The sequence below is a fragment of the Pseudoflavitalea sp. G-6-1-2 genome, from assembly GCF_012927185.1.
In the GTDB taxonomy this organism is placed as follows: Bacteria; Bacteroidota; Bacteroidia; order Chitinophagales; family Chitinophagaceae; genus Pseudobacter.
Genome location: NZ_JABBGB010000003.1, coordinates 1,463,494 through 1,484,503, shown reverse-complemented (window position 1 = coordinate 1,484,503; position 21,010 = coordinate 1,463,494). Strand labels below are relative to the sequence as shown.

Sequence of the window (21,010 nt, the reverse complement as noted above, 5' to 3'; positions counted from 1 at the left end):
TTTAGATATGATGATAACAGCCTCCTTTCCGGGAGGCTGTTTTTTTTAAGGCAGTTTATTCAGCCAGATTCTGTTGAACAGAAACTTATCTCCTGTTCGTGGATCAAACTTCGCAGTGACCTGATAATATCCTGCTTTGCTTACTTCGATGGCACCCATGGTTACATTCACGAATTCATCCGTGTATTGTCCGTTGGGTTCCACCACTACCCTGCTTGTGGGTGAAAGTGCTTGCTGGATCTGTTTTCCATCCATTTCAACTGAGCACAATATTTTTTCTTTGGCCCCATTATGATACGATACATCGATTGAATATTTTCCTGCTTCTGGCGCATAAAATCTCCAGCTGATTGTACCGGGCTTATTCATCACCATATGGGCAGGGCGTAATCCATCATACTTCACCAATTCAAATTCTGATGGATCGCCGGTGATGTTTTCACCTGTTAATGCAAATCCACCGAAGCTGGATTCTGCAATAACTTTTGCTTCGATTGCCGGAGCAGCATCGTAGCTCAGTTCGATAGTGGACACAAACGGATCACCAGCTTCCTGCGGCAACCTGATATGCAGCAAGGGGCCATTCAGTGTGAACGGCAACGATTGCCTTCCGGATTTCCGGATCAGTTCAACCCGCTGCGGTGCAGTGGTGATGCCGGTTACACGAAGTATATGGTCGAGCGGCCAGTTGTATACCTGCAGGTAAATTTTCTGATTGCCGGTGCCGGTATTATGAGTAGTGATGCGCCCCCAATCATGCTGCGAAGGTCTGAGCGATACGCCAATGCTTTTGTAAATCGATTCTCCGCTTTTAGCGAGCCACACACCAATGTCTTCGAGCCTTCTGATACCTTCATATGGAATAGAACCGTCGGCACGTGGTCCGATATTCAGCGTAAAATTTCCGTTTAAGCTTACATTATCGATGAGGGATTGCAACAGCTGACTGGTAGATTTCCATTGGTTTTCCAGCGCATTGTATCCCCAACTATGTGCAATGGTGCCGGCCGTTTCCCAGGGATGTTTCTGGTAGATGGCACCGAATTCATTGTCGCCCATAGTTTCGAAATCGATGCCGGGATTGTCGATACTCAATCCCAGTCTGGAATTGATAAGGCATTTGGGTTGCAGCTCATGGATCAGTTGAATCACCTGCTGCAATTGCTCTTTCTTCACGATAGTGGTTTTGTGATCTACCCACATATCGAACCAGAGCATAGCGATATCGCCGTAGTTGGTGAGCAGCTCCCTCAGTTGCGGCAATACTTTTTGCTGCCAGTATTGATTGTATTGCTCATCGGTGACCCTGCCTGTAATTTCCTGATTATGATCCCAACCGAAAGGATGTTCCCAATCGAGCCAGTGAGAGTAATAAAATGCGAGTTTGATACCATGCTTGCGGCAGGCAACAGACAATTCTTTGATCACATCTCTGTTGGTATTGCAGAGCTTGCTGAGATTGTAGTCGCTTACTTTGGAGTTCCAGATGGCAACACCATCGTGGTGTTTGGCAGTGATCACTATATATTTCATACCGGCTTTCTTTGCAGCCAGCACCCATTCTTCGGGATTGATCTTACTCCAGTCGAACCGTTTGGCAAGTGCGCCATATTCTTCGCGCGAAATGCGGTTTCGGTAGCGGATCCATTCTGCATAGTTGTTGCCGTTGCGAAGACGTTCGCCATGCCAGATGCCTTCAGCTGCGCTGTAAAGCCCCCAGTGAATGAACATGCCGAAACGTGCATCGGTAAACCATTGCACGCGATCATTATTCGATGTTGTTACTGGTTGTGCTGTGGAATTTAGTGCAGAGGAAAGCAGCATCAGAACCACAAGGAGCCGGATCAATCTCATAGCTAAATCGGTTTAGATGCCGAATTTAGTTAAAAACAGGCTTGGCTGTTTTGTTTTTTTGGAGCAGTTCTTTCAAAGAAAATTATTGCCGGAAATTTTGATTACACAAAAAAGATTCTAATTTTGCCATCACAATGAAACGACTTCAACTCATAGCAAACATATACCAGATAGGAAGCAAACAGCTTTCGGGAGGTCGGTTATTGTTGCTATGAACCAAATAGCTTGATACAAGGAACAAACCCTCGGAGCAAATAAGCACGAGGGTTTGTTCTTTCCTGTAATGCTTATCTGCACTCAATTCCAGCGTTTTCCCTACTGATCAGAAAATGATGCTTAGCTCAATTGGTCAGAGCAGGTGCCTTATACGCACAAGGTTACCGGTTCAAGTCCGGTAGCATCAACAATGGCATATGCCATTATCAACAAATTTTTTTTATGAAGAAGATCATTTCGCTTTTCAAGCGTAATTATGATGGCGACAAACTGGTAAGGGACGAAGTTGTACCAGGCGCAAAATGGGTAATCAACGGAGAAGGTTTCGCTACACGAAAATGGGATGGCACCTGTTGCAAAATCGAAGACGGTATTTTTTACAAACGCTTCGACGCAAAGCATGGCAAAACACCGCCTGAAGAATTTGTGCCTGCACAAGACCCAGACCCAATTACAGGTCACTGGCCCGGCTGGCTGAAAGTAGGTGAAGGCCCGGAAGATAAATGGTTTCGGGAAGGCTACGCAAACAGTATTGGTGACAAGTTTGTTGCCTTCGGAACTTTTGAACTGGTAGTGCCACGCATCAATGGCAATAAGGATGGTTTTGAAAAACACTTTCTGATTCCACATGGAAATGAAGTGATAGAGAACCCTCCCCGCAATTTCGAAGATCTGAAAAAATACTTTGCAGAAGCCAATATCGAAGGCTTTGTTTGGTATCATCCCGATGGCAGAAGAGTCAAAATCAGGAAAAAGGATTTTGGCTTTAAATGGTGACTGCCTTCTCACTATTCAGAATGCTAAAAGGCTTGAGTTATCTGGCATTGCCATACTCAAGCCTCTTAGCTTTCATTAAATATTTTTGGCAGCACTTTTATTCTACAATCTGATCACTTCTCCGTCCTTTGGGATAAGCAACTTATCTTCCCTGATTTGCAGAAAATTCGCTTTGTTGCGAAGCGAAACTCTTGTAACCGGACAATGATCCAACGCCTCCATATGCACCGCAATCACTTTTGCTTTTGCAGAAGATGCTGCTGTCTGTACCACCTGAGACTCATCCATAATTATCGGTCCATCTACCTGAAAGTTGGTGATAAATGCACCTCCTGAATTTACGATGATATAATCCGGATCATAATGTTTGATATTACCCAGTATCTCATCTGTAAAAATGCAGTCGCCCACAATGTAGATGGTAGGATGTCCGGGCGACTTCAACACAAAACCCGATACATTTCCCATCCGCGCTCCCACTGCACCTTTACCATGCTGGCCGGAAGTTCTGTGAATAGTGATATTCCCATCAACAATGCTATCGTTCACCGGCTTTGCTTTGGTGAATTTCTCCTTTTCGAAGAATGCCACATCTGTCGGCTGAATGTACAACTGCGATGATTTATCCAATGCTGCAGATGCCGCAGGGTCGAAATGATCGATATGTGTATGCGTAACAAGCACGAACTCTACATTCTTTTTGATCTCTTCAACCGGCATCGGAAGCCCTACCGTAGGATTCTTCTCCACCCCGGCAAATGACATGAATTCGCCTTTGGCTGAAAACATGGGATCTACCACAAAGGTTCTGCCTGCATAATTCAGTTTCAAAGTTGCACTGCGGATAAGCTGAACAGTATTCTCTTTCCCGCCTGATTTCTGTTGTGCTTCCAGGCTGCCCGTGAGCGAAACTGCACTTACAATTGCCATGATAGTTTTTTTCATTGATAGTTGTATAAGAGCTGCAATGTAAATAGTTGCAGCAGAAATCAAAATAACATAGATCAATTGCAAATGGTTGTATGGCCAGCAAAAAACTACCGTTAAGTGGTATTTTTTCATCATACGAAAGCATGTACTTTTGTGCTGTCGATTTTCCTTCCCCCTGTTTTTTTAGTCCCGTTGTCCCTCCTTTCAGGTTAAGTTCTGCAAACGCAGCACTCATTGTATTCTTCAACCATTATTTCAACCATAAACACCAATCTATGGCCACAGAAAATATTTTCCGGTTCATATCGGTGCGCCCAACAAAATTAGAAAGGGCCAAAAGCAGACTGAATCTGCATGTATACGCAAAAGACACGCTCACTCCTTTTTACAACGAACTGTCAAAAGCAGCATCACAGGGGGCTTCCAGAGAACAGCTTGCAGCAATCGCCATTCGTTTTCAGCAAACGAAAGATTACGTTACCAGCATCAGAGAGCTTAAATTTCCGCTCGAAAAAATACTCGACTGGATAACAGACAATGGCAGAGCAACATTCGGCGAAGGAAAATTTGTTGATTCAATAGAAGGCATCGTCGGCAAAAAACTGCCCGAAGCAACAAGGGACAAAGATTTCACCGAAGCTTACAATAACCTGCGCGATTCTGTGCTGGCCAATATTCTCAGCGCTACGCCTGTGGAAGAGAAAGAGGAAAAGATCAGCAGCATCAAGATACTCTACACACTGCTCGCATTTGTGCAGAACAAACAGATCGGCCTTGATGAAGAAATCATCAATGATTATTTCGGTCGCAGTACCGTTGTGTTTCCTTTCATGAAAACAAAAGCTGGTCAGCAGGATACTCCCACACCAATACCGTCCACTACACCGCCTGTGAATGATCGTCAGAAAGAGCAGGAAGCCAAAAGAGCAAGGCTGGCCAGTTTCGAGAAAGCGCATCGTGAGTTATCTGCGCTGGTGCTGAACGAGAACAACAGAGCTGCCACCGAAGATGATCAGACAGCCGATGATAACCGCCTGCGCAGCATCGAAACAAGACTTGAAATGCTCAGTGGAAAATGTCCCGATGAGAAAGAAAACAAACGATTCACCATCGAAGGCAATGCAACAGGCAGAGCGCACAAATCATCAGCACAATTCATTCTCTCCGAGAAAGCAGCCACAGGCCTCAGCAACGATACCAAACTCGTTCTGAAGGATATGAATATCGATGCAGCTAAGATGAATATCGAAGGAACTGTGCAAACTATCGAAAAAGAAATCAATTACCTGCAAACCGGTCTCGACTCCACCATCAACTACACAAAGATGGTTCCGTTCCGGGGCGGATATATCGACCAGACCAAGTTCCAGAATGCCGTACTCACTGCCGGAGGAAGAGAAGGAACCGCATGGGGCTTTCTCAAAAAATGCAGCTTCAAAGCAGGCGTAGGCGATCTGCTGATCGTTCGTCAGAAACTCAAAGCATACGAACTGGCAGAGTTCGCGCACGTAGAAAATGCACTGGCCGGTGAGACCCGCGAAAGAGAACATCGCCGTCTCAATCTGCGCGAAGAGATCACTACTACCGAAACAGAAAGAGAAACAGAAAAAGAAAGGAACCTGCAAAGCACGGAGCGCAACGAAATGCAGAACGAAGCAGAAAAAGTAGTGCAGCAGCAGGCGCATGTAGATGCAGGCCTGCAGGTGAGCGGCAGCTACGGTCCCAGCATCAGTTTCACAGCTACTCTCAATGCAGGATTCTCTTCATCCGTGGAAGAAACACAGAAGAAATCCACTTCCTATTCAAGAGAGGTAACGGAAAAATCTTCAGAGAAGATCAGAGAAAAAGTAAGGGAAGAAAGAAGAGTGCGCACGCTGGAACAGATCGAAGAGATCAACAAACACAGCATCAACAACTCCGACGCATCGAATGGACATATCAGAGGCATCTACCGCTGGCTGAACAAGATCTACGACGCACAGATCTTCAACTATGGCCAACGGATGATGTATGAATTTGTATTGCCCGAACCGGCTGCATTCTTTCTTTATGCCACCATCGAGAATCCTCCGCAGGATACGGAGCTCATCAAACCTGAGCCACCTGAATACTACGGAGCTCCATTGAAACCCGGCAACCTTACCCGTACCAACTACCAGAATTACGTAAGCGTTTACCATGTAACCAATGCGCCTGAGCCGCCATCACAGTTCACGGTAAAAACTTATTTCGATAAGCAGGATGGGAACGACAACCAGAATATCGGCCGATCCTCCGCCATCGCATTGCCCGACGGATATGAAGCCTATGCAGCCACTGTAAGCAGCGACTATGTGTACGAAGAAGGCGCAAGCCACAGCATCAGACTGATGGTAGGCAGCACCAACTACGACAGAACACCATACTGGGGCGCAGAATACAAAACGTTCTCAAGAAGGTATCGTGGTGAAATTTCCGTAGCAGTCGAATACATGAAAATCAGAAGCTTCGCGCTCAGTGTGGATGTATTCTGCAGTCTTACCGACGAAGCTTTTGCAAAATGGCAGCACAAAATGTATGATGCCATCATGCAGGCGTACTTCGATCAGAAAGCCACCTACGATGCAAAGATCGAACAGAAAGATATTCAGAAAGGCATCGCCATTGAAGGCAGAAACCCTATCGAGAACAGAAGGATCGAGAAGGAAGAGCTGAAGAAGCTCATCATAATGGTGCTGACGCAGACGAACTTCCTCAACATCAATTCCTACACATCCTCCACAGAACCCTTGATGGATCTGGACAAGATCTGCAAGAACGGATCTTACATCCGATTCTTCGAGAATGCATTCGAATGGCATAACATCCTCTATGTGTTCTATCCATATTTCTGGGGCCGTCATGCAAAATGGGTGAATGCACTGCATCTTACAGATCCTGATCTGGATTTCGCAGCATTCCTGAAAGCCGGCGCAGCACGGGTGCAGATACCTGTTAGACCGGGCTTTGAGAAAGCGATTGCCTATTTCTGCCAGACAGGAATTATCTGGGATGGAAATGATGTGCCACTGATAGGCGATGAGTTGTATGTGCCCATCATCAAAGAGATTTCAGAAAATCTCGGTAAGCTCGACGAAGGTGTTCCTTATCCGGCTGATTCAACACCATGGGAAGTAACAGTACCAACTTCACTGGTACTGGTGCAGGATCTGGAAGAGATTCCCAATATCAGGGATATTCTTACCGGCAACAATATCGATATCAGAAATCTCAATCCTTAAAGCAGATCTTACCGATATGCCTTTATACAGCCTGCATGCAGATTACGACCAGAACGGAGTACTCAATGCGAGTACATCCGAATACCAGGCGCGAAACTATGTACCGGGAGCGCTGATAATGCCCAACATCGACGTTGATGGAACGGCGCTCCCCGGCACGGTTTCCTGCGGTTCCCCTCCCACACTGGATTACAGGCCTCCTACCAAAAGCGGAGGTGATAATGATCTGCTGCCCGTTGCCATCATTGCCAACACAGGAACCGTTACTGCGCAGCATCGTGTTGAATTCAAATTAGCTGATGCGGATGCAGTGAATGTAAAAGTGTATGATTCGGGAAGATCGAGATTAACGGGTGTTTCAGCCGGAGGGTTCACAAAATTCGTTCTCAATTTTACCGGCACAAGGGTAGATCTATTTCTGGAAGTGATTACGTTCACCGGATCACCCGCATTGCCCGGCAGAGGCACCAGCTTACGGGCCCTGCTGCTGGCTCCTCCTGCTGCCAACAGATTCAACATTAGCATCGATGTGTTCGATGCAGTGCAGGGAAACCTGATTGAATCCGACACAGGACTGGTATCCATTTCACCACTCATTCTCATGGGCGATCATATGCCGGCAGAAAGATTGTACATCTGCGAAGTTGCCGGCGCCACTGCTTCGCTCTCCGACAATACGCCTTCGCTCACCGATGTGCGCGATGTGATGCGCACCGTTCGCGGAGTGGCACTTACCCTCATTCCTGAGGCTGTTCACAACGGAGACTCATGGGTGCAGGATCAGTTTCAGCTGGGATATGCGCAAACTGCCGCCGGCGCCATGAAAGTGATTCTCCATCTGCCACGTCTGCGTACAGACACAAGGCTTTCGGGCACCAACAGTCTATTCTGTATTGCTACGGATCATTTTCCCTCTACCGGTCTGGGTACCTGCAACGATTTCTGGACACGCACCCTACCTGTTCGTGATGTTGATGCAGGCACGGTGAATATTCCTTTCACCCAAACAGTGGAAGTGACCATGCTGTTCGAACGCGTGATGGAAGTGAATAGTTATTTATTGAGTGTAGGGCAACAGGCAGCGCCTTCTGAGGCAAGTCGCCTCTACTCTACTTATTTCAGATTCGATCTTACATCGGTGATCAATAATCTTCCTGATTTCAGGGACGATGTACTTCGATTACTGAACGCAGCAGAAGCCCGCGAACGGGATGCTGTACGAAGACAAAGAATACAAAACACCATCACAGATATTACTGCCGGCGTTCCCGCCCTGCTTCGTGAAATCAACTTCAGATCAGACGGAGCACTTGCGGTAAGAACGGCCAATCTCAGACTGGCACTGGAGCCAGACGACATAGAACAGATTCAGGAACGCTTCGATGCATTGCACAGCTCACACAATTATGGCGGCAATATCGAAGTAACACCTTCCTATGGCGGCGCTCCGTTAGGAAAAATTGTAATCGGAGATGCCACCGGAGCAAATGCACGCTCATTGCTCGATCCGCAGTTATCGGATTTTCTGCTGGTGCAGGGAGAGCAGCCCATCATCACACTCGATACAGCGTGGCTGAAAGTAGGCCACGTAGATGAGATGGTGAACTTCATCTCTTCACCCGGTGTAACAGGATTCTTTGCCACCACGCTCGCCTCTCCGGCCATTGCGCAACGCATACTGGAAGAAATTTTTCTGCTGAATACAGCTCACTTATCTGCAAATGATCCAATGAGTGAACTGTATGGTGCCCCCTATCATTTAGGCGATTATTCGATGGCGCGTGGGCCGCATCCTGTAACACGTTTACTGAGAGGCAAGCACTGGTTGCAGACTTATCATACCTCCGGCAGCTTCACTACCCCACCTCCTACGATCTACACCTGGATGAACCGCTACTATGGTGATTTGGGAGTAAGCACCAGAAGATATTATCCCATTCCATGGCCCGATGATCATTACTACGACGCACGCATCAGTGTTCGTGAGATGCTGTATTTCAGTGCCCATTCATCGAGACTGGTACAGGAAAAAATAGATACCGCCAAAGAGCGGCTGCAAAGAGAGTTTGGAGAAATGCCGATGATTGAACTACCGGTATTCTTCGATGAATACAATCCGGATTATGAGCAAACAATTGCCTTTACACCAGACCTGGTGAACTTTCAAACCGTGAATGATCATATACTGATCCCACGTCCGAATGGCCCACGGATGTCGATACCCGATGCAATTGCAGTATTGACGAATGTTATGGACAGAGGATATCATCAGTATCTCAACCGCCGTTACATTATTCAACGCGGACTGAATAGAACCTTTCACTGGACGGTAGATACCATCAATGAATTGAGCCATGTAATTACAGGTCCGTATAATCGTCCGGTGCACGTTGATCTCGATTATCTGGCGGAGCAGTTCAAAGATGGATTCTTTCCTGAAACCGAAGACCTGGACGAAATAAAAAGAAGAATAAGAAGAGCGCCTGCGAATGCCGGGAAGTTTATGCCGAATGGCAATCTGCGTGCAGGATGGCATAGGTTAGAGATTCCGGAAAACAAGGTGGATCTGTTTGAGTTGTATACGCAGATAATGCTGGAGTCGCTGCATGTGAATGTGCACTGGGTAGATTCATGGTATTATCATGTGAGGAGCGGTGGAATACATTGTGGTACCAATGTGATCAGAACGCCGGATGCGAGCCAGGCGAATGCGTGGTGGAATGTGCAGCCGGGAACGGGTCCGGGAGATTACGTGGTGCCTTCGGGAGATACAAGGTATGCTTGAAGAAGAAAAACTAGTTGCCGTAAAAGGGTATTTTCTTCGTATTGACAGAAACAGGTTTCTTCACCTGCACAATTTCATATTCCGGTTTTTCAACAACAGCAACAATTTCATACATGATGCTTACTCCGACAGTGTAATCGGGGTTCTTGAATCCCAGATAGTAAACATTTTGGGTACAACAGTTCTTTACTCTCACTAATCCTGACTTCAGATTTTCTTTTGTACCCTCAGCCATATACATCCAGTTTGAATCATCTTTCGCCAAAAACGCCTGAATATATTGTGGTTTCAATAAATAAACATGACAATAGTCTGCTCCGGGAGGTTGGGTAAGTGCATTTAAGCCGAGAGAAAGAAAGCCGGTCCGATCAATTATTCCGGCAATTTCACTGAACAGCTTCATTCCGGATCTTATTTTTGCTATATCATTCTTGTTACGGGAAGCGGCAAAAGAATAATACCATTCCACTGTGTTGGGTGGTAAAGTCACCTTACACAGGATCCGGGATTTTCCACCTTTGAAATCGGCATTCGAGCCACTATTTACAAACTGATCAATCGGAGCTTGCAGGGTCACCGTTTCATAAGAACTGCTTACTTTTCGTTGTTCCTCTACAAAAGTGAAGGTTGTATCAACTACTGTTTTCCAGGTAACATTGCAATTAAAATTCTTAGTAACATCTGAAGCAGGGATCCGCTTAATGATCACTTTAGCCTGCCGGTCGAAAATATGATTTGTTGCAAATTCGAATTTGTAAACAGCAGTTTTTGGAACCTTTATTCTGATCCCATTCAGTGTTTGAAATCCGCTATTGGAATAAACAACTGATCTGGATTCGAATTCTGTTATTTCAATTGCCTGTGTGCCTTTTTTATTTTCTGTAGAAAAATCAAGAATTAATTCGTCACCTTCTGCAAAACCATAATACATTTTGGGGTAATCGGGGTATGCTTTATTGGGATGTTCGCTCTTCCAGGATCCCACTACAAGAGCGCCAGTAATATTGAGATATTGATTTGTAACTGTAATTGGTTCATTCACCTGACCAACGGAAAACTGCGTGAGTAGCAGGGCAATAAAAGTATAAATTACTCTCATGTGGCAATAGGAATAAGGGGTTAGAAAAAGAAAACGCTTAGAAGCGAATTGGTATTGTACAGGATCTTCCTATTTCTGATACAGATTTAACCGAAACAAGGTCTTTCCTCCGGGCAGAGGATAGGAAGCACAGGTCGAAAAGTTAGGTTCTTCCCAAAAGACGCAACCTGATGTATCATCATCTATTTTTAAAAGTCGGAAAACCCGCGACGGGCGCGGGTTTTAAATGCAGTATGAAAGGGTGGAAAGTTTTTGAAACTTTATAAGCATATTTATCAAAAGCCCTGCAGATTAATATCATCGCTTTCCCGGATTTCTACTTTCTTCCCCATCTTCTTCTGGATGATGTTAAAATGATGCTGATCGTCAGGACATATCAGCGAAATAGCTTTGCCCGAAACTCCTGCCCTGCCGGTACGTCCGATCCGATGAATATAATCTTTTGGAGAACGCGGCAATTCGTAGTTAATCACTACAGGCAATTGCTGAATATCGATACCCCGCGAAGCAAGATCAGATGCTACCAGTACCCGCAGCTTGCCTGCTTTAAAACGTTGCAGTGTTTCAAGGCGGGCGGTTTGGCTCAAATGGCCATGCAACGAAGCTGCCTGTATATTATTTTTGATAAGCTTGCCGGTAAGGTTATCTGCTGTTCTTACGGCAGAGGTAAACACCAGCACCTGCTGCATGTCCTCATTCTTGATCAGATAACGTAAGAGCGGTCCCTTACGAGCTTCGGTTACGTTATAGGCAAGTTGTTCAATCAGTTCAATGCTTTGCTCTTCCTCTACCACTTCAATCGTTAGCGGCTGGTGCAGCAGGTAACGCTGCATATCTTTAATATCATCACTGGCAGTGGCGGAGAACAACAGGTTCTGGCGTTTAGCCGGAAGCAGCTGAATCACTTTATCCATCTCCTCTTTAAAACCCAGGTTCAGCATTTTATCGGCTTCATCCATCACCAGAATATCTACTTGTGACAAGTGCACAGCATTATGGTCTATCAGATCGAGCAAGCGGCCCGGAGTTGCAATTAATATTTCAGTGCCATGCAGGGCCATCATTTGTGGGTTGATGGAAACACCACCATACACCGCCATTGTTTTTATCTTGTTCGTCAGGTAAGTGCTGAAAGTTTTACAAACATCATTTACCTGAATAGCCAGCTCACGAGTAGGCACTAATACCAATACCCGCACATGCCTGTCTTTCTTTTCTACCCGGCGCTGACATAGTTCCAGGATTGGCAATACATAACCGGCAGTTTTGCCGGAGCCGGTTTTAGATATGCCGAGTATATCCTTACCCTGTAAGATAGCAGGAATGGCCTGCTGCTGCACAGGCGTAGGCTGTGTAAATGACTGTTCGTCTATAGCCTTTAATAATGGAGCAGACAAACTCAATGCGGAAAATGCCATCTTCTATTTTTACGCAAAGCTATTGTAATTGCTGCGTTTTATGGCTTGGAAAGTAATTAGAGCAAAATTGACTAATCGTCCATCGCAGATTCTTCTTTATATCGTATCCATTTGTCGCCAACAAATAATCTTTCTGCTGATTCACCATAATCAAGACTAAACAATTCATTTAGAGTTTGATCTTTTTGAACCATTTCCTCTAAACAAACCAATCGTATATCCTCCGGCAACTGATCTCCGGTTAGGAATTGCCAATCGCCATCATGATCATGTACAACACGAAGTATCGGCTGCTCCAAATCTAACCATTGCCTCGTTGTAAAGATTCCTAAGTTTTTGGCTTCCCGGAACTTGAAGGTGTTATTCCTGTCCAATAAAGGTTGCCTGTGTAAAAACTCCTCTTCAAAGTCATTTTCCCACGGAAAATTATTATTACGATCTGTCCAAACAAGTTGAATAGCAGGAAATTCCACATTTCCATAATATCTCATGGAAAGCGTAAAATAGTCTCCAATATTTTCTGGCGCTACTCTCAAAAAAGCTGCTTGCGAGCTCTGGAAAATACTGGAATATGATTTCTCGATGGTAAATTCCTCACCTTGCCTGATAAGATCAGCAAGATCGTTAATCAATTGATGCATCAATTCGATCGATAGTCCAAAACAAATTACCTCCGGGTGCTTGTAGCTTTGCCATAAGCCCGTACTGTATGCAAATGATGGCAAATATGATGTCGCTTTTACCTGTATGACCTGCAGTCCGAACTTTTCAATGTTCATAGAAGTCTGTTTCAGAAGTGCATTTACATCCCGGCAGTTGTGAAGTTCTTCGTTTTGCATAAGGCTTGGTGCTATTTCAGGAACAAAAAAAGTATATCTGGAGTCTTGTGCTTAATAATTCTCTTGAAGCAAAGTACTGAGATTGAAAAGTAAAAAAAATAATGGGGTTTGAATTTGCTGACCAAAGAGATGGCAATTCCTTAAAATACAAAACCCGCGACTAGCACGGGTTTGATTTGCTGAGTGAACCGGATTGGATTCGAACCAATGACCTGCTGCTTAGAAGGCAGCTGCTCTATCCAGCTGAGCTACCGGTCCGGTAGTGGGCGGCAAATATAGGTATTTATTTCTAAATTCCTGAAATTTAATTGATTCTTTGTTTTTTGTCCTTCCACATCATTGCAATAGTCATTGCACCATCTGACCAATCACCAGCTTATACCCTTTCCCATGTACATTCAAAATGCTTATCCTCATATCCGCCTGCAACTTTTTCCGCAATTTCGATACGAACATATCCAGACTTCGCCCCACAATAACACCTTCATCTTCCCACACTTCTTTCATCAACTGATCCCGGTCAATCACCTCCTGTTGGGCTTTTGCAAAAACATGCAACAGTTTGGCTTCTTTTGTTGTGAGCGTAATGATAGAAGACCCGGCTATCAATTGCTGACTTTCCCGTAAGAAAAGCAGATTACCAATTGCAATACCTGATTCTACCGGGACTTCTGATTTCACTTCTTCTTCTGGCAGATCCGGTTGAATATTTTCCTGCGACTCACTATCCATCGTTATTTCGGCGGAGACGCTCTGCACCGGCAAATTAGCTTTATTGCCCGCAAACTTTCTTTTCAAATACAATGCTCGGAATAATAAACTCACCAGAAGAACCACCAGGCCGCCTGCCATCAGGCCGCGAGAAAATGGATCTATACCAGCGGCTTCAGTCCCGGTAAACCTGATCAGTAAATTGTAGCATGCTTTTTCCTGCTTGCGCCCAAGGCACGGCACTATATTTCGCGCACTATCTTTAAATATCTGGAATCCATATATCACTTCGGATGATGGAGAGCATTGGACCATTTCCACGAGATAACCGGATGGCAGTCCATTTTCTGCTACTATCCTGCGCACAGTTGACACCAATGTATCGGGATAAAACGTAAAAGGTGTTGAAAACCGGATCAGGTACTCTTTATTCGCCCGTTCTTCCACCGGGAGGATGCGCGAGGAGGAATCACCGCTTTGCAACAGCAATTGATGACCGATCTGCCGGATCACCAGCTTTTCAGTTTCCTTGTCGGTATCCGATAGCGTAGCCCTGCCGCGGATGGCGGTCCAGGAAACAATAATTATCAGGGCGGCGCCCATTGCCAGCAAGGCTTTCCAACTCATACTTAAAAGTACAGCATTCCCTGTAAGCACCGCTGTCTCAGAGCAGAATTTACATTCGTTTACAAAGATTTTACTACGGTTTTACCACTGCCGCAAACAGACGGTTTAGGTTTGTATCATTAGCCCGGCCGGGTTTCATTATTTCCGTTTTTATCATCTCATAAATCAACATCTGATGCGGTCAATCATCTTATTGTTAGTCTGCACATCCTTGTGCCTCACCTGCGCCATCGCCTGCCGGGATAGTTCAGCAGCGGCTGTCGCTGATACTTCCATTGCTGCTACATCGACGGCCCCTTACACTCCTGCAGCAAATGTAACGGGCTATTCTCTTGTTATTCCGGAAAGTTTTGTCAACTGGAAAGGCAAAAATGTTATAGGGAAAAATGGACATCAGGGATATATCAAACCTTTGGCAGGCACCCTGGCTCTTGATGCCCAGGGCATTATTGCAGGAGGGTATTTTGAACTGGACATGAATACAATTACCATCACCGATAAAAAAGATACCAGCAGCGATAATGGACTGGTATCGCATCTGAAAGACACGGACTTTTTCGATGTGAAGAAATATCCAAAGGGTACATTTCGATTAATTAAAGCATTCAAAACCACCAGCGATTCTTCCTATGAAATTTCCGGTCAACTAACCTTAAGGGATATTACACAAGAGATCCATTTTCCGGCCACGATTATCAGGAATGGAGAAGATATTGCAGCTACAGCCTCACTCTCCATTGATCGCATTAAATGGGGTATCACTTACAATTCAGGCAGTGTATTGGGGTTTCTGAAAGACGAGCTGATCGAAGATATGGTTCCTGTATCACTCGCTTTGCGTTTTCGTCAGAATCATTAAGAAGCGATTGTTAAGCAACATATACTTTTCCTGTACAGACTTCACATAACTATTTTGAAGCATTCCATACTGATTCATAAAAAAGTAAAACCTGCGCTAAGCGCAGGTTTTACTTTTCCCATTGAGAGTCTTACAAGAATAATCTAAAGCATATTTCTAATGATGATGTGCGTGAGAAGTCTGCTCTTCCACAACAGCGGGCAAACACCACTCTTTATTGATTTTGCAAAGCTGTTCGAGCAACTCCTTGTTTTCTTTTCTTACTGCTTCACTTTCTGTTTTTCCGAGAAATTGAATGCTGTATCCATGCGGTCCAGGCAGTATTACAAATGAATAAGTAGCTCCCGGTGCAGGTTTCCCGCCACCAAACTCTTCATTGGTAACATTAGGCGCATAGTACATTACATGCGGAACACTTGCTGTAACTACATTGTCATCGGCATCAGGATTGGTATAGGTTCTGAGTATCGGAGACAACATATACGAAACCCCGGCACGTTCAGGCGCTCTGTAATATTTTGTTTTGTAACGATCCTGAATGATCTTTTTCAGTTCATCCGGATTTGTGCCGTTGGCCTGCATTTTTGCGATATCGAAAAATACAGGCATGATGTTTTTTGCACCTGCTTCATCGAAGGAGATCGGATAAAGAATATCATCTCTGTATTCTTTCAACTGCCAGGATCCTCTCATGGCATCATCCCCGTTTCTGGAAACGAAAGTGTGAAATCCATTGGTGCCTTTGCGGGCAACTTCGAAACCGCTATCCGGGTTCAAAACGTATACTGTTGCACTGTCCCGCAGGTAAGGCGGAAGTGCACTCAGCGCTAACTTAATTTCTACATCTCTTGGCAAAGCTTCAATTTTATGAACGCTGGCCGTTTTCTGTCTGCTTTGCGCCGCTGCTGTAAGAAAGAACAGCATCCCTGCCATCAGTGCTGTTATCCGGATTGTTTTGCGTAGTATCATGATATTGTATTGAATTGGCTGTTGAAGCCGTGTTATGAAGAAATCCTGCACAAAACTACAATGCCGGCACCCGATGAAAGGGGTGCAAACCAGACTTTGTAATGGGGTAATTTGGACAATCCCTTTTGCTGCAACCATCCCGAAGTTTTACTTTCGCGCTGTATGAATATCTACACCACCCAGGGAACTGTTACCATTACATGCCATAAGCGTACCATGGCCTACCTCGAACAGGAAGTAAAAGAGCTTGGCTTTGAGCCCATTGAAACCTTCGTTACCGGGGTGAAACTGAAAGCTTCGGTGAACGAATGCATCAGGCTCAACCTGAACCTTCGTTGTGCCAGTCAGGTGCTGTACAGCCTTCAATCTTTTGAAGCTGCCAATGCCGACGACGTGTACAATAATCTGGTTCATTTTCCCTGGGAAGACATCATACCCGACGGTGGCTACTTTTCCATTACCAGCAATGTAAGCAACGACAGCATCAATAACAGCATGTTCGCAAACCTGCGCGTGAAGGATGCCATCATCGACAGATTCCGCGACAAAAAAGGAACACGCCCCTCTACCGGATCTGCGCTCACTGGCGCTGTAATCCATCTTTACTGGAAGGATAAACATGCAGAAGTTTTCGTAGATACTTCCGGCGATTCGCTTGCCCGTCACGGCTACCGTAAAATACCAGGACAGGCGCCCATGCTTGAATCACTGGCCTCTGCTACCATCTATGCTTCGCGATGGGACAGAGTGAGCCCCTTTGTAAACCCCATGTGTGGCTCCGGAACCGTTGCCATCGAAGCTGCTATGATTGCCACCAACCGCAGACCCGGTCTCTTCAGAACCAACTATGCTTTCATGCATTTACTCGGTTATGACGAACAGGTGTACATGCAGGAAGACGCACGTCTCGAGGACCAGATCACGGAAGTTCCGGGGCTTCGCATCATCGCTACCGACTACAACGCAAGATCTATCGAGAACGCCCGCAAGAACGCCATCGCCGCCGGTGTGGCCAATCTGATCGACTTCGATGTTTGTGATTTTGCAGCAACGGAAGTTCCGCAAAATGTACCCGGCATCTTTTATGTGAACCCCGAATACGGCGAACGATTAGGAGAAATAGCAGAACTGGAAAAAACATATGCGCGCATAGGAGACTTCATGAAACAAAAATGTGGCGGCTACTTCGGCTATGTATTCACCGGCAACCTTGAGCTTGCAAAAAAGATAGGATTGAAAGCTACCAGACGCATCGAATTTTATACCAGCACCATCGATTGCCGGTTGCTGGAATATGAACTGTACAGCGGAACAAGATCCGAATCAAAAGCTGCGCGGTAAGCAGTGTTTCATACAATTGCATTTATTTCAGCAGAAAGGAAGAGCGGGCCATTTCCACTCCATTTACAATAATGCTCAACTCATGTTTGCCCGGATAGAAAACACGGGTGGTAATGAGCTTAAAGGATTGTTTTCGCTGTACCTGCAACACAGCTTTGGCAGCCATTTCCTTCTCACTGATCTTAAATACCTTTCGGGATAAGGTACCGTTTGCTTTGAGATAATGGATTCCATATTCCAACCTAACGGTTTGTTTTCGATTATCCTTGTTAGTTATATCGAATACAAAAGAAAGATGATCGCCCATCTTTACAACCGGCGTTGTTACTTTCAGACCGGTCACTTCAAAATGTGCAGATCTTAAACCATAGTGCGAAAGAATATCTGTATGTCCCTGCTTCAGCAAAGTTCTGCTGCCATGTTTAATGATGGCATCCGTTTCCGCGCTGATCCCCTTCCATTGTGCAGCTATTTTCAGCACTACTGCCGGATTGTCTTTGGATATATCATTCAGATTATTGGCCACACTTCTGCGTACAATTTCATTGGGATCCTGTTTCAGGTTTTCGAGAATCGGCAATATAGGTGCAGGGTCTTTCTTCAGAAAAGGAATGGCCAATCCCCACGGAAGCCTCGGCCTGCTACCTTCACTGGCCAGTCTTCGCACAGCGGCGTTGCGATGGGTAGACCAGGCCATCATTTCTTTGATCATTGCTCCCTCATACTTCAACAAAAATGGTCTTACTGCAAATTCAGCTGAGATCAGTTGTGTAAGCGACTCCATGGTTTTCACTGAAAGGTCAAAATGCTCAAGTCCGGCTCTCGACACCATTTCCGGAAGAAATATGTACGGAAAACTGCGCGTCTCCTCCCCTGCATCCACCAGTGCTTTTTGAATTTTCAGCAGCATTGGAGCGGCTTTGCTGAAAGATTCCGGGAGAAAGGTTGCCAAGGTATCGGCAGTGTGGATCATCCTTTCTTTCCATTCCATGCTCACGAAGTTTTTGGGAAGAACCTGCCGCATGAATTGTTTTTCATCGAAACCCGGAACTACCGGTGATATGATTTTTGCAAATCGCTGATAGAATTCTTTGCTGTACACGTCTTTGATGTCAGCCATAAAAGGGAGCTTGTTGTTGAATCAGCAAGATACTTCTAATAATGAAAAACAATTCCCTTTCCCGGATTGTACAGCTTCATTTTCTGTTGGGTGAGAACAATAAAATGATGGCCTGACGACGGCTAAAATTGAAACCGTTCATCAGGCCACACACTATTCAAAAACACCACATCATGAAAACCCTTTAGCTTCTCGTCAGCGCAGTGATCAGGTCTTTTTGTTCGGGATATTCTTTGATCAGTTCTTTCCGTTTGGCAATGGTGTAATCAGCCGGATTGAAACCAGAATCCATCGACACGCCCATCAATGCGTAATTTCCTCCTGCTATCATCCTCGATCCCATCCAGGTTCCGCCGGGGATCACTTTCATTGGACAGCCGCCTGCTGCCACATCATTGCTGAAAGTGAATATTTCCCAGCGATTGGGAGAGCCTTCGGGATACAGCAACAGCACCTGAACCGGATCGCCACTGTAAAAATGATAAAGCATATTGCCGGTAACTCTATGCATCGCTGAAAAACTTTCAGCATCGATCAGGTAATAGATCGCACTGCAAATGGGACGGTCTGGTTTTACTGGTTTGAAACCAGGCAGCTCTTTATTGCTGACGGTAAATTTTGAAGTGTATACCGGGGCATAGTAACCGCCTTCTGCTGTATTCGGCTGCATTCCGAACCAGTCGATGATTGTCTTTGCATCCATAGGTTGAAGTTTTATTTTTTAGGAGGATCGTATTGCGTTCTGTTCAACGGGCTCAGATCGGTTACCTGTCCTTTCGGAGGATTGAACTCAGAACCGATCCCCTGCTGAAAGTTGAAGTAGTTATGAGGATCTACCTTCTTCTTTATCTCCTGCAATCTTTTGTAGTTGCTTCCGTAGTACATTTTCGGCCAGTCGTGTTGCAGCGGATCGATGTAGTTCACGTAAGCACCTGTTGCTTTGCCTGCTTCGGCAAAACTTTCAAAGAAGCTGTGCGCCCATTGAACGTTCTTCAATGTGTCCTCAGGTTTCTGCAGATCCCAGATTGCTTTTATTTCGGGAACGAACCGTGAATGACGATGCACATATGCGGTTGCATCCGGCGCTACTTTTTCCATTTCGCCTCCGGTATGTGTCCATACAGCAAAACTTTCGGGAGATGGCGCGTCGTTCATGGCATCGATAATTACTTTGGCTACTTTGTTGTTCATGCCTCCTTTGGGAAGAACAGTGGAACGGATATAAGAAGCCCTGCCTGCAACTTTGGTGAAATTGCCATTATAAAATTCCCAGTTGGGCAGCGTCATATTGAAAAGGCTTGTGCTGATAGGTTTCAGTTTCAGCAATCCGCTCAGCCAATCGATGCCTTCCGCATATTCACCATTGAAGACAGGTGTGAGGCCCAGTACTTTTACATTGGTAGTTTGATCTACCAGGTCTTTCTGATTGCCCATGTATCCGTAAACAGCCATGCTGTTGGGAACTTTTTCCACCCACTCGTTATAAACTCCCAGCACTTCTTCTGCTTTTTCGAGCGGATAATGTATTTGTCCTACCAGCATGGTTGAAGCATGTGGTTTCTGCACTTTCATTTCCATTTCCACCACAATTCCAAAGTTTCCACCACCGCCTCCGCGGCAGGCCCAGAAAAGATCTACATCATCTTTATGGGTGCTGTGCAGGCCGATATGCCGCAACTCTCCATCGGGCGTGATGATCTTCAGACTGATGAGGTTGTCGATGCTCATGCCATAGGAACGCGAAACAAAACTGTATCCGCCTCCGAGCATGAATCCGGGCGGCGCTACTGTAGGGCATCCTCCACCAATTGGCACCAAACCTGTTCCTGTATTCTGCATGAATTTGTAGATATCGTACCATATCACTCCCATCTCGGCAGTAACGGCCTGTTTCTTTTTATCGAAGGTGATTTTGTTGAGGTCTTTCATGGCAATCACTACCCCATCGATATTCATGCAGTATCCGGCGGCACTGTGTCCGCCTCCTTTTATGGAGAGCGGAAGATGATGTGCGATGGCGAATTTCAGTCCAAGTTTCACATCATTCACCACTGCCGGAAATATGATCAGTCGCGGCCTGAACTGTATTCTTCCATTATCGATCTGGATGGCTTTCTCATAAGCAGGATCACCTGGTTGCAATATATATCCGCTTAACTGGCTGGCCAGTTCTCTGATTGCGTTAGACAGCATAAGAATAATTTT

The 21,010-nt window shown here is 45.4% G+C and carries 15 protein-coding genes and 2 tRNA genes; 6 read left to right on the top strand and 11 right to left on the bottom strand.

Translation table 11 applies throughout. The features are described from left to right. Window positions 1-45: 45 nt before the first annotated feature. Complete coding sequence (locus HHL16_RS23325) at window positions 46-1,854, bottom strand: alpha-L-fucosidase (protein WP_169427740.1); 1,809 nt, start codon at window positions 1,852-1,854, stop codon at window positions 46-48. A gap of 330 nt (window positions 1,855-2,184) precedes the next feature. Between HHL16_RS23325 and HHL16_RS23320 the strand changes: the two genes are divergently transcribed. Together HHL16_RS23320 and HHL16_RS23315 are read left to right on the top strand one after the other, a co-directional pair. Beyond that, a tRNA-Ile gene (locus HHL16_RS23320) sits at window positions 2,185-2,258 on the top strand. A gap of 34 nt (window positions 2,259-2,292) precedes the next feature. After that, complete coding sequence (locus HHL16_RS23315) at window positions 2,293-2,847, top strand: DUF5565 family protein (protein ID WP_169427739.1); 555 nt, start codon at window positions 2,293-2,295, stop codon at window positions 2,845-2,847. A 102-nt stretch (window positions 2,848-2,949) separates the two neighbouring features. Here the strand turns inward: HHL16_RS23315 and HHL16_RS23310 are convergent, their stop codons facing one another. Continuing rightward, on the bottom strand, window positions 2,950-3,792 hold the full coding sequence (locus HHL16_RS23310) for an MBL fold metallo-hydrolase (protein ID WP_169427738.1): 843 nt from the start codon (window positions 3,790-3,792) through the stop codon (window positions 2,950-2,952). 260 nt (window positions 3,793-4,052) lie between these two features. On the opposite strand from HHL16_RS23310, the gene HHL16_RS23305 reads away from it, so the two are divergent. Both HHL16_RS23305 and HHL16_RS23300 read left to right on the top strand, forming a co-directional pair. Next, on the top strand, window positions 4,053-7,037 hold the full coding sequence (locus tag HHL16_RS23305) for a hypothetical protein (RefSeq protein ID WP_169427737.1): 2,985 nt from the start codon (window positions 4,053-4,055) through the stop codon (window positions 7,035-7,037). Window positions 7,038-7,053: 16 nt separating this feature from the next. Then, window positions 7,054-9,822, top strand: a complete 2,769-nt coding sequence (locus HHL16_RS23300; RefSeq protein ID WP_169427736.1) for a protein-arginine deiminase family protein — start codon at window positions 7,054-7,056, stop codon at window positions 9,820-9,822. A gap of 10 nt (window positions 9,823-9,832) precedes the next feature. On the opposite strand, the gene HHL16_RS23295 is transcribed toward HHL16_RS23300, so the two are convergent. The 5 genes from HHL16_RS23295 to HHL16_RS23275 all read right to left on the bottom strand — a co-directional run bounded on the left by HHL16_RS23295 (window position 9,833) and on the right by HHL16_RS23275 (window position 14,516). Beyond that, window positions 9,833-10,921, bottom strand: coding sequence for a hypothetical protein (locus HHL16_RS23295; protein ID WP_169427735.1), 1,089 nt, complete (start codon window positions 10,919-10,921; stop codon window positions 9,833-9,835). Window positions 10,922-11,196: 275 nt separating this feature from the next. Continuing rightward, window positions 11,197-12,339 (bottom strand): DEAD/DEAH box helicase, encoded by a 1,143-nt coding sequence (locus HHL16_RS23290; RefSeq protein WP_169427734.1) that lies wholly within the window; start codon window positions 12,337-12,339, stop codon window positions 11,197-11,199. A 71-nt stretch (window positions 12,340-12,410) separates the two neighbouring features. Next, window positions 12,411-13,178, bottom strand: coding sequence for a DUF4262 domain-containing protein (locus HHL16_RS23285; RefSeq protein ID WP_169427733.1), 768 nt, complete (start codon window positions 13,176-13,178; stop codon window positions 12,411-12,413). A 184-nt stretch (window positions 13,179-13,362) separates the two neighbouring features. Continuing rightward, window positions 13,363-13,436 (bottom strand) — tRNA-Arg (locus HHL16_RS23280). Between the two features lie 90 nt (window positions 13,437-13,526). Beyond that, entirely contained in the window at window positions 13,527-14,516 is a 990-nt protein-coding gene (locus tag HHL16_RS23275; RefSeq protein ID WP_206022545.1) for a helix-turn-helix domain-containing protein, read from the bottom strand. A gap of 175 nt (window positions 14,517-14,691) precedes the next feature. Here HHL16_RS23275 and HHL16_RS23270 point away from each other — a divergent pair, with 175 nt between their 5' ends. Next, window positions 14,692-15,375, top strand: coding sequence for a YceI family protein (locus tag HHL16_RS23270; protein ID WP_169427732.1), 684 nt, complete (start codon window positions 14,692-14,694; stop codon window positions 15,373-15,375). Between the two features lie 156 nt (window positions 15,376-15,531). On the opposite strand, the gene HHL16_RS23265 is transcribed toward HHL16_RS23270, so the two are convergent. Then, the gene (locus tag HHL16_RS23265; RefSeq protein ID WP_169427731.1) at window positions 15,532-16,344 is read right to left on the bottom strand and encodes a hypothetical protein; all 813 of its coding nucleotides are present in this window, start codon (window positions 16,342-16,344) and stop codon (window positions 15,532-15,534) included. A 162-nt stretch (window positions 16,345-16,506) separates the two neighbouring features. Here HHL16_RS23265 and HHL16_RS23260 point away from each other — a divergent pair, with 162 nt between their 5' ends. Next, window positions 16,507-17,685 (top strand): class I SAM-dependent RNA methyltransferase, encoded by a 1,179-nt coding sequence (locus tag HHL16_RS23260; RefSeq protein WP_169427730.1) that lies wholly within the window; start codon window positions 16,507-16,509, stop codon window positions 17,683-17,685. A 22-nt stretch (window positions 17,686-17,707) separates the two neighbouring features. On the opposite strand, the gene HHL16_RS23255 is transcribed toward HHL16_RS23260, so the two are convergent. The 3 genes from HHL16_RS23255 to HHL16_RS23245 form a co-directional block, all read right to left on the bottom strand. Further along, on the bottom strand, window positions 17,708-18,805 hold the full coding sequence (locus HHL16_RS23255; protein ID WP_169427729.1) for a DNA alkylation repair protein: 1,098 nt from the start codon (window positions 18,803-18,805) through the stop codon (window positions 17,708-17,710). Window positions 18,806-18,989: 184 nt separating this feature from the next. After that, window positions 18,990-19,508 (bottom strand): cupin domain-containing protein, encoded by a 519-nt coding sequence (locus tag HHL16_RS23250; protein ID WP_169427728.1) that lies wholly within the window; start codon window positions 19,506-19,508, stop codon window positions 18,990-18,992. A gap of 11 nt (window positions 19,509-19,519) precedes the next feature. Continuing rightward, window positions 19,520-20,998: an FAD-binding oxidoreductase gene (locus tag HHL16_RS23245; protein ID WP_169427727.1), complete on the bottom strand. Its 1,479-nt coding sequence runs from the start codon at window positions 20,996-20,998 to the stop codon at window positions 19,520-19,522. Between the last annotated feature and the right edge of the window lie 12 nt (window positions 20,999-21,010).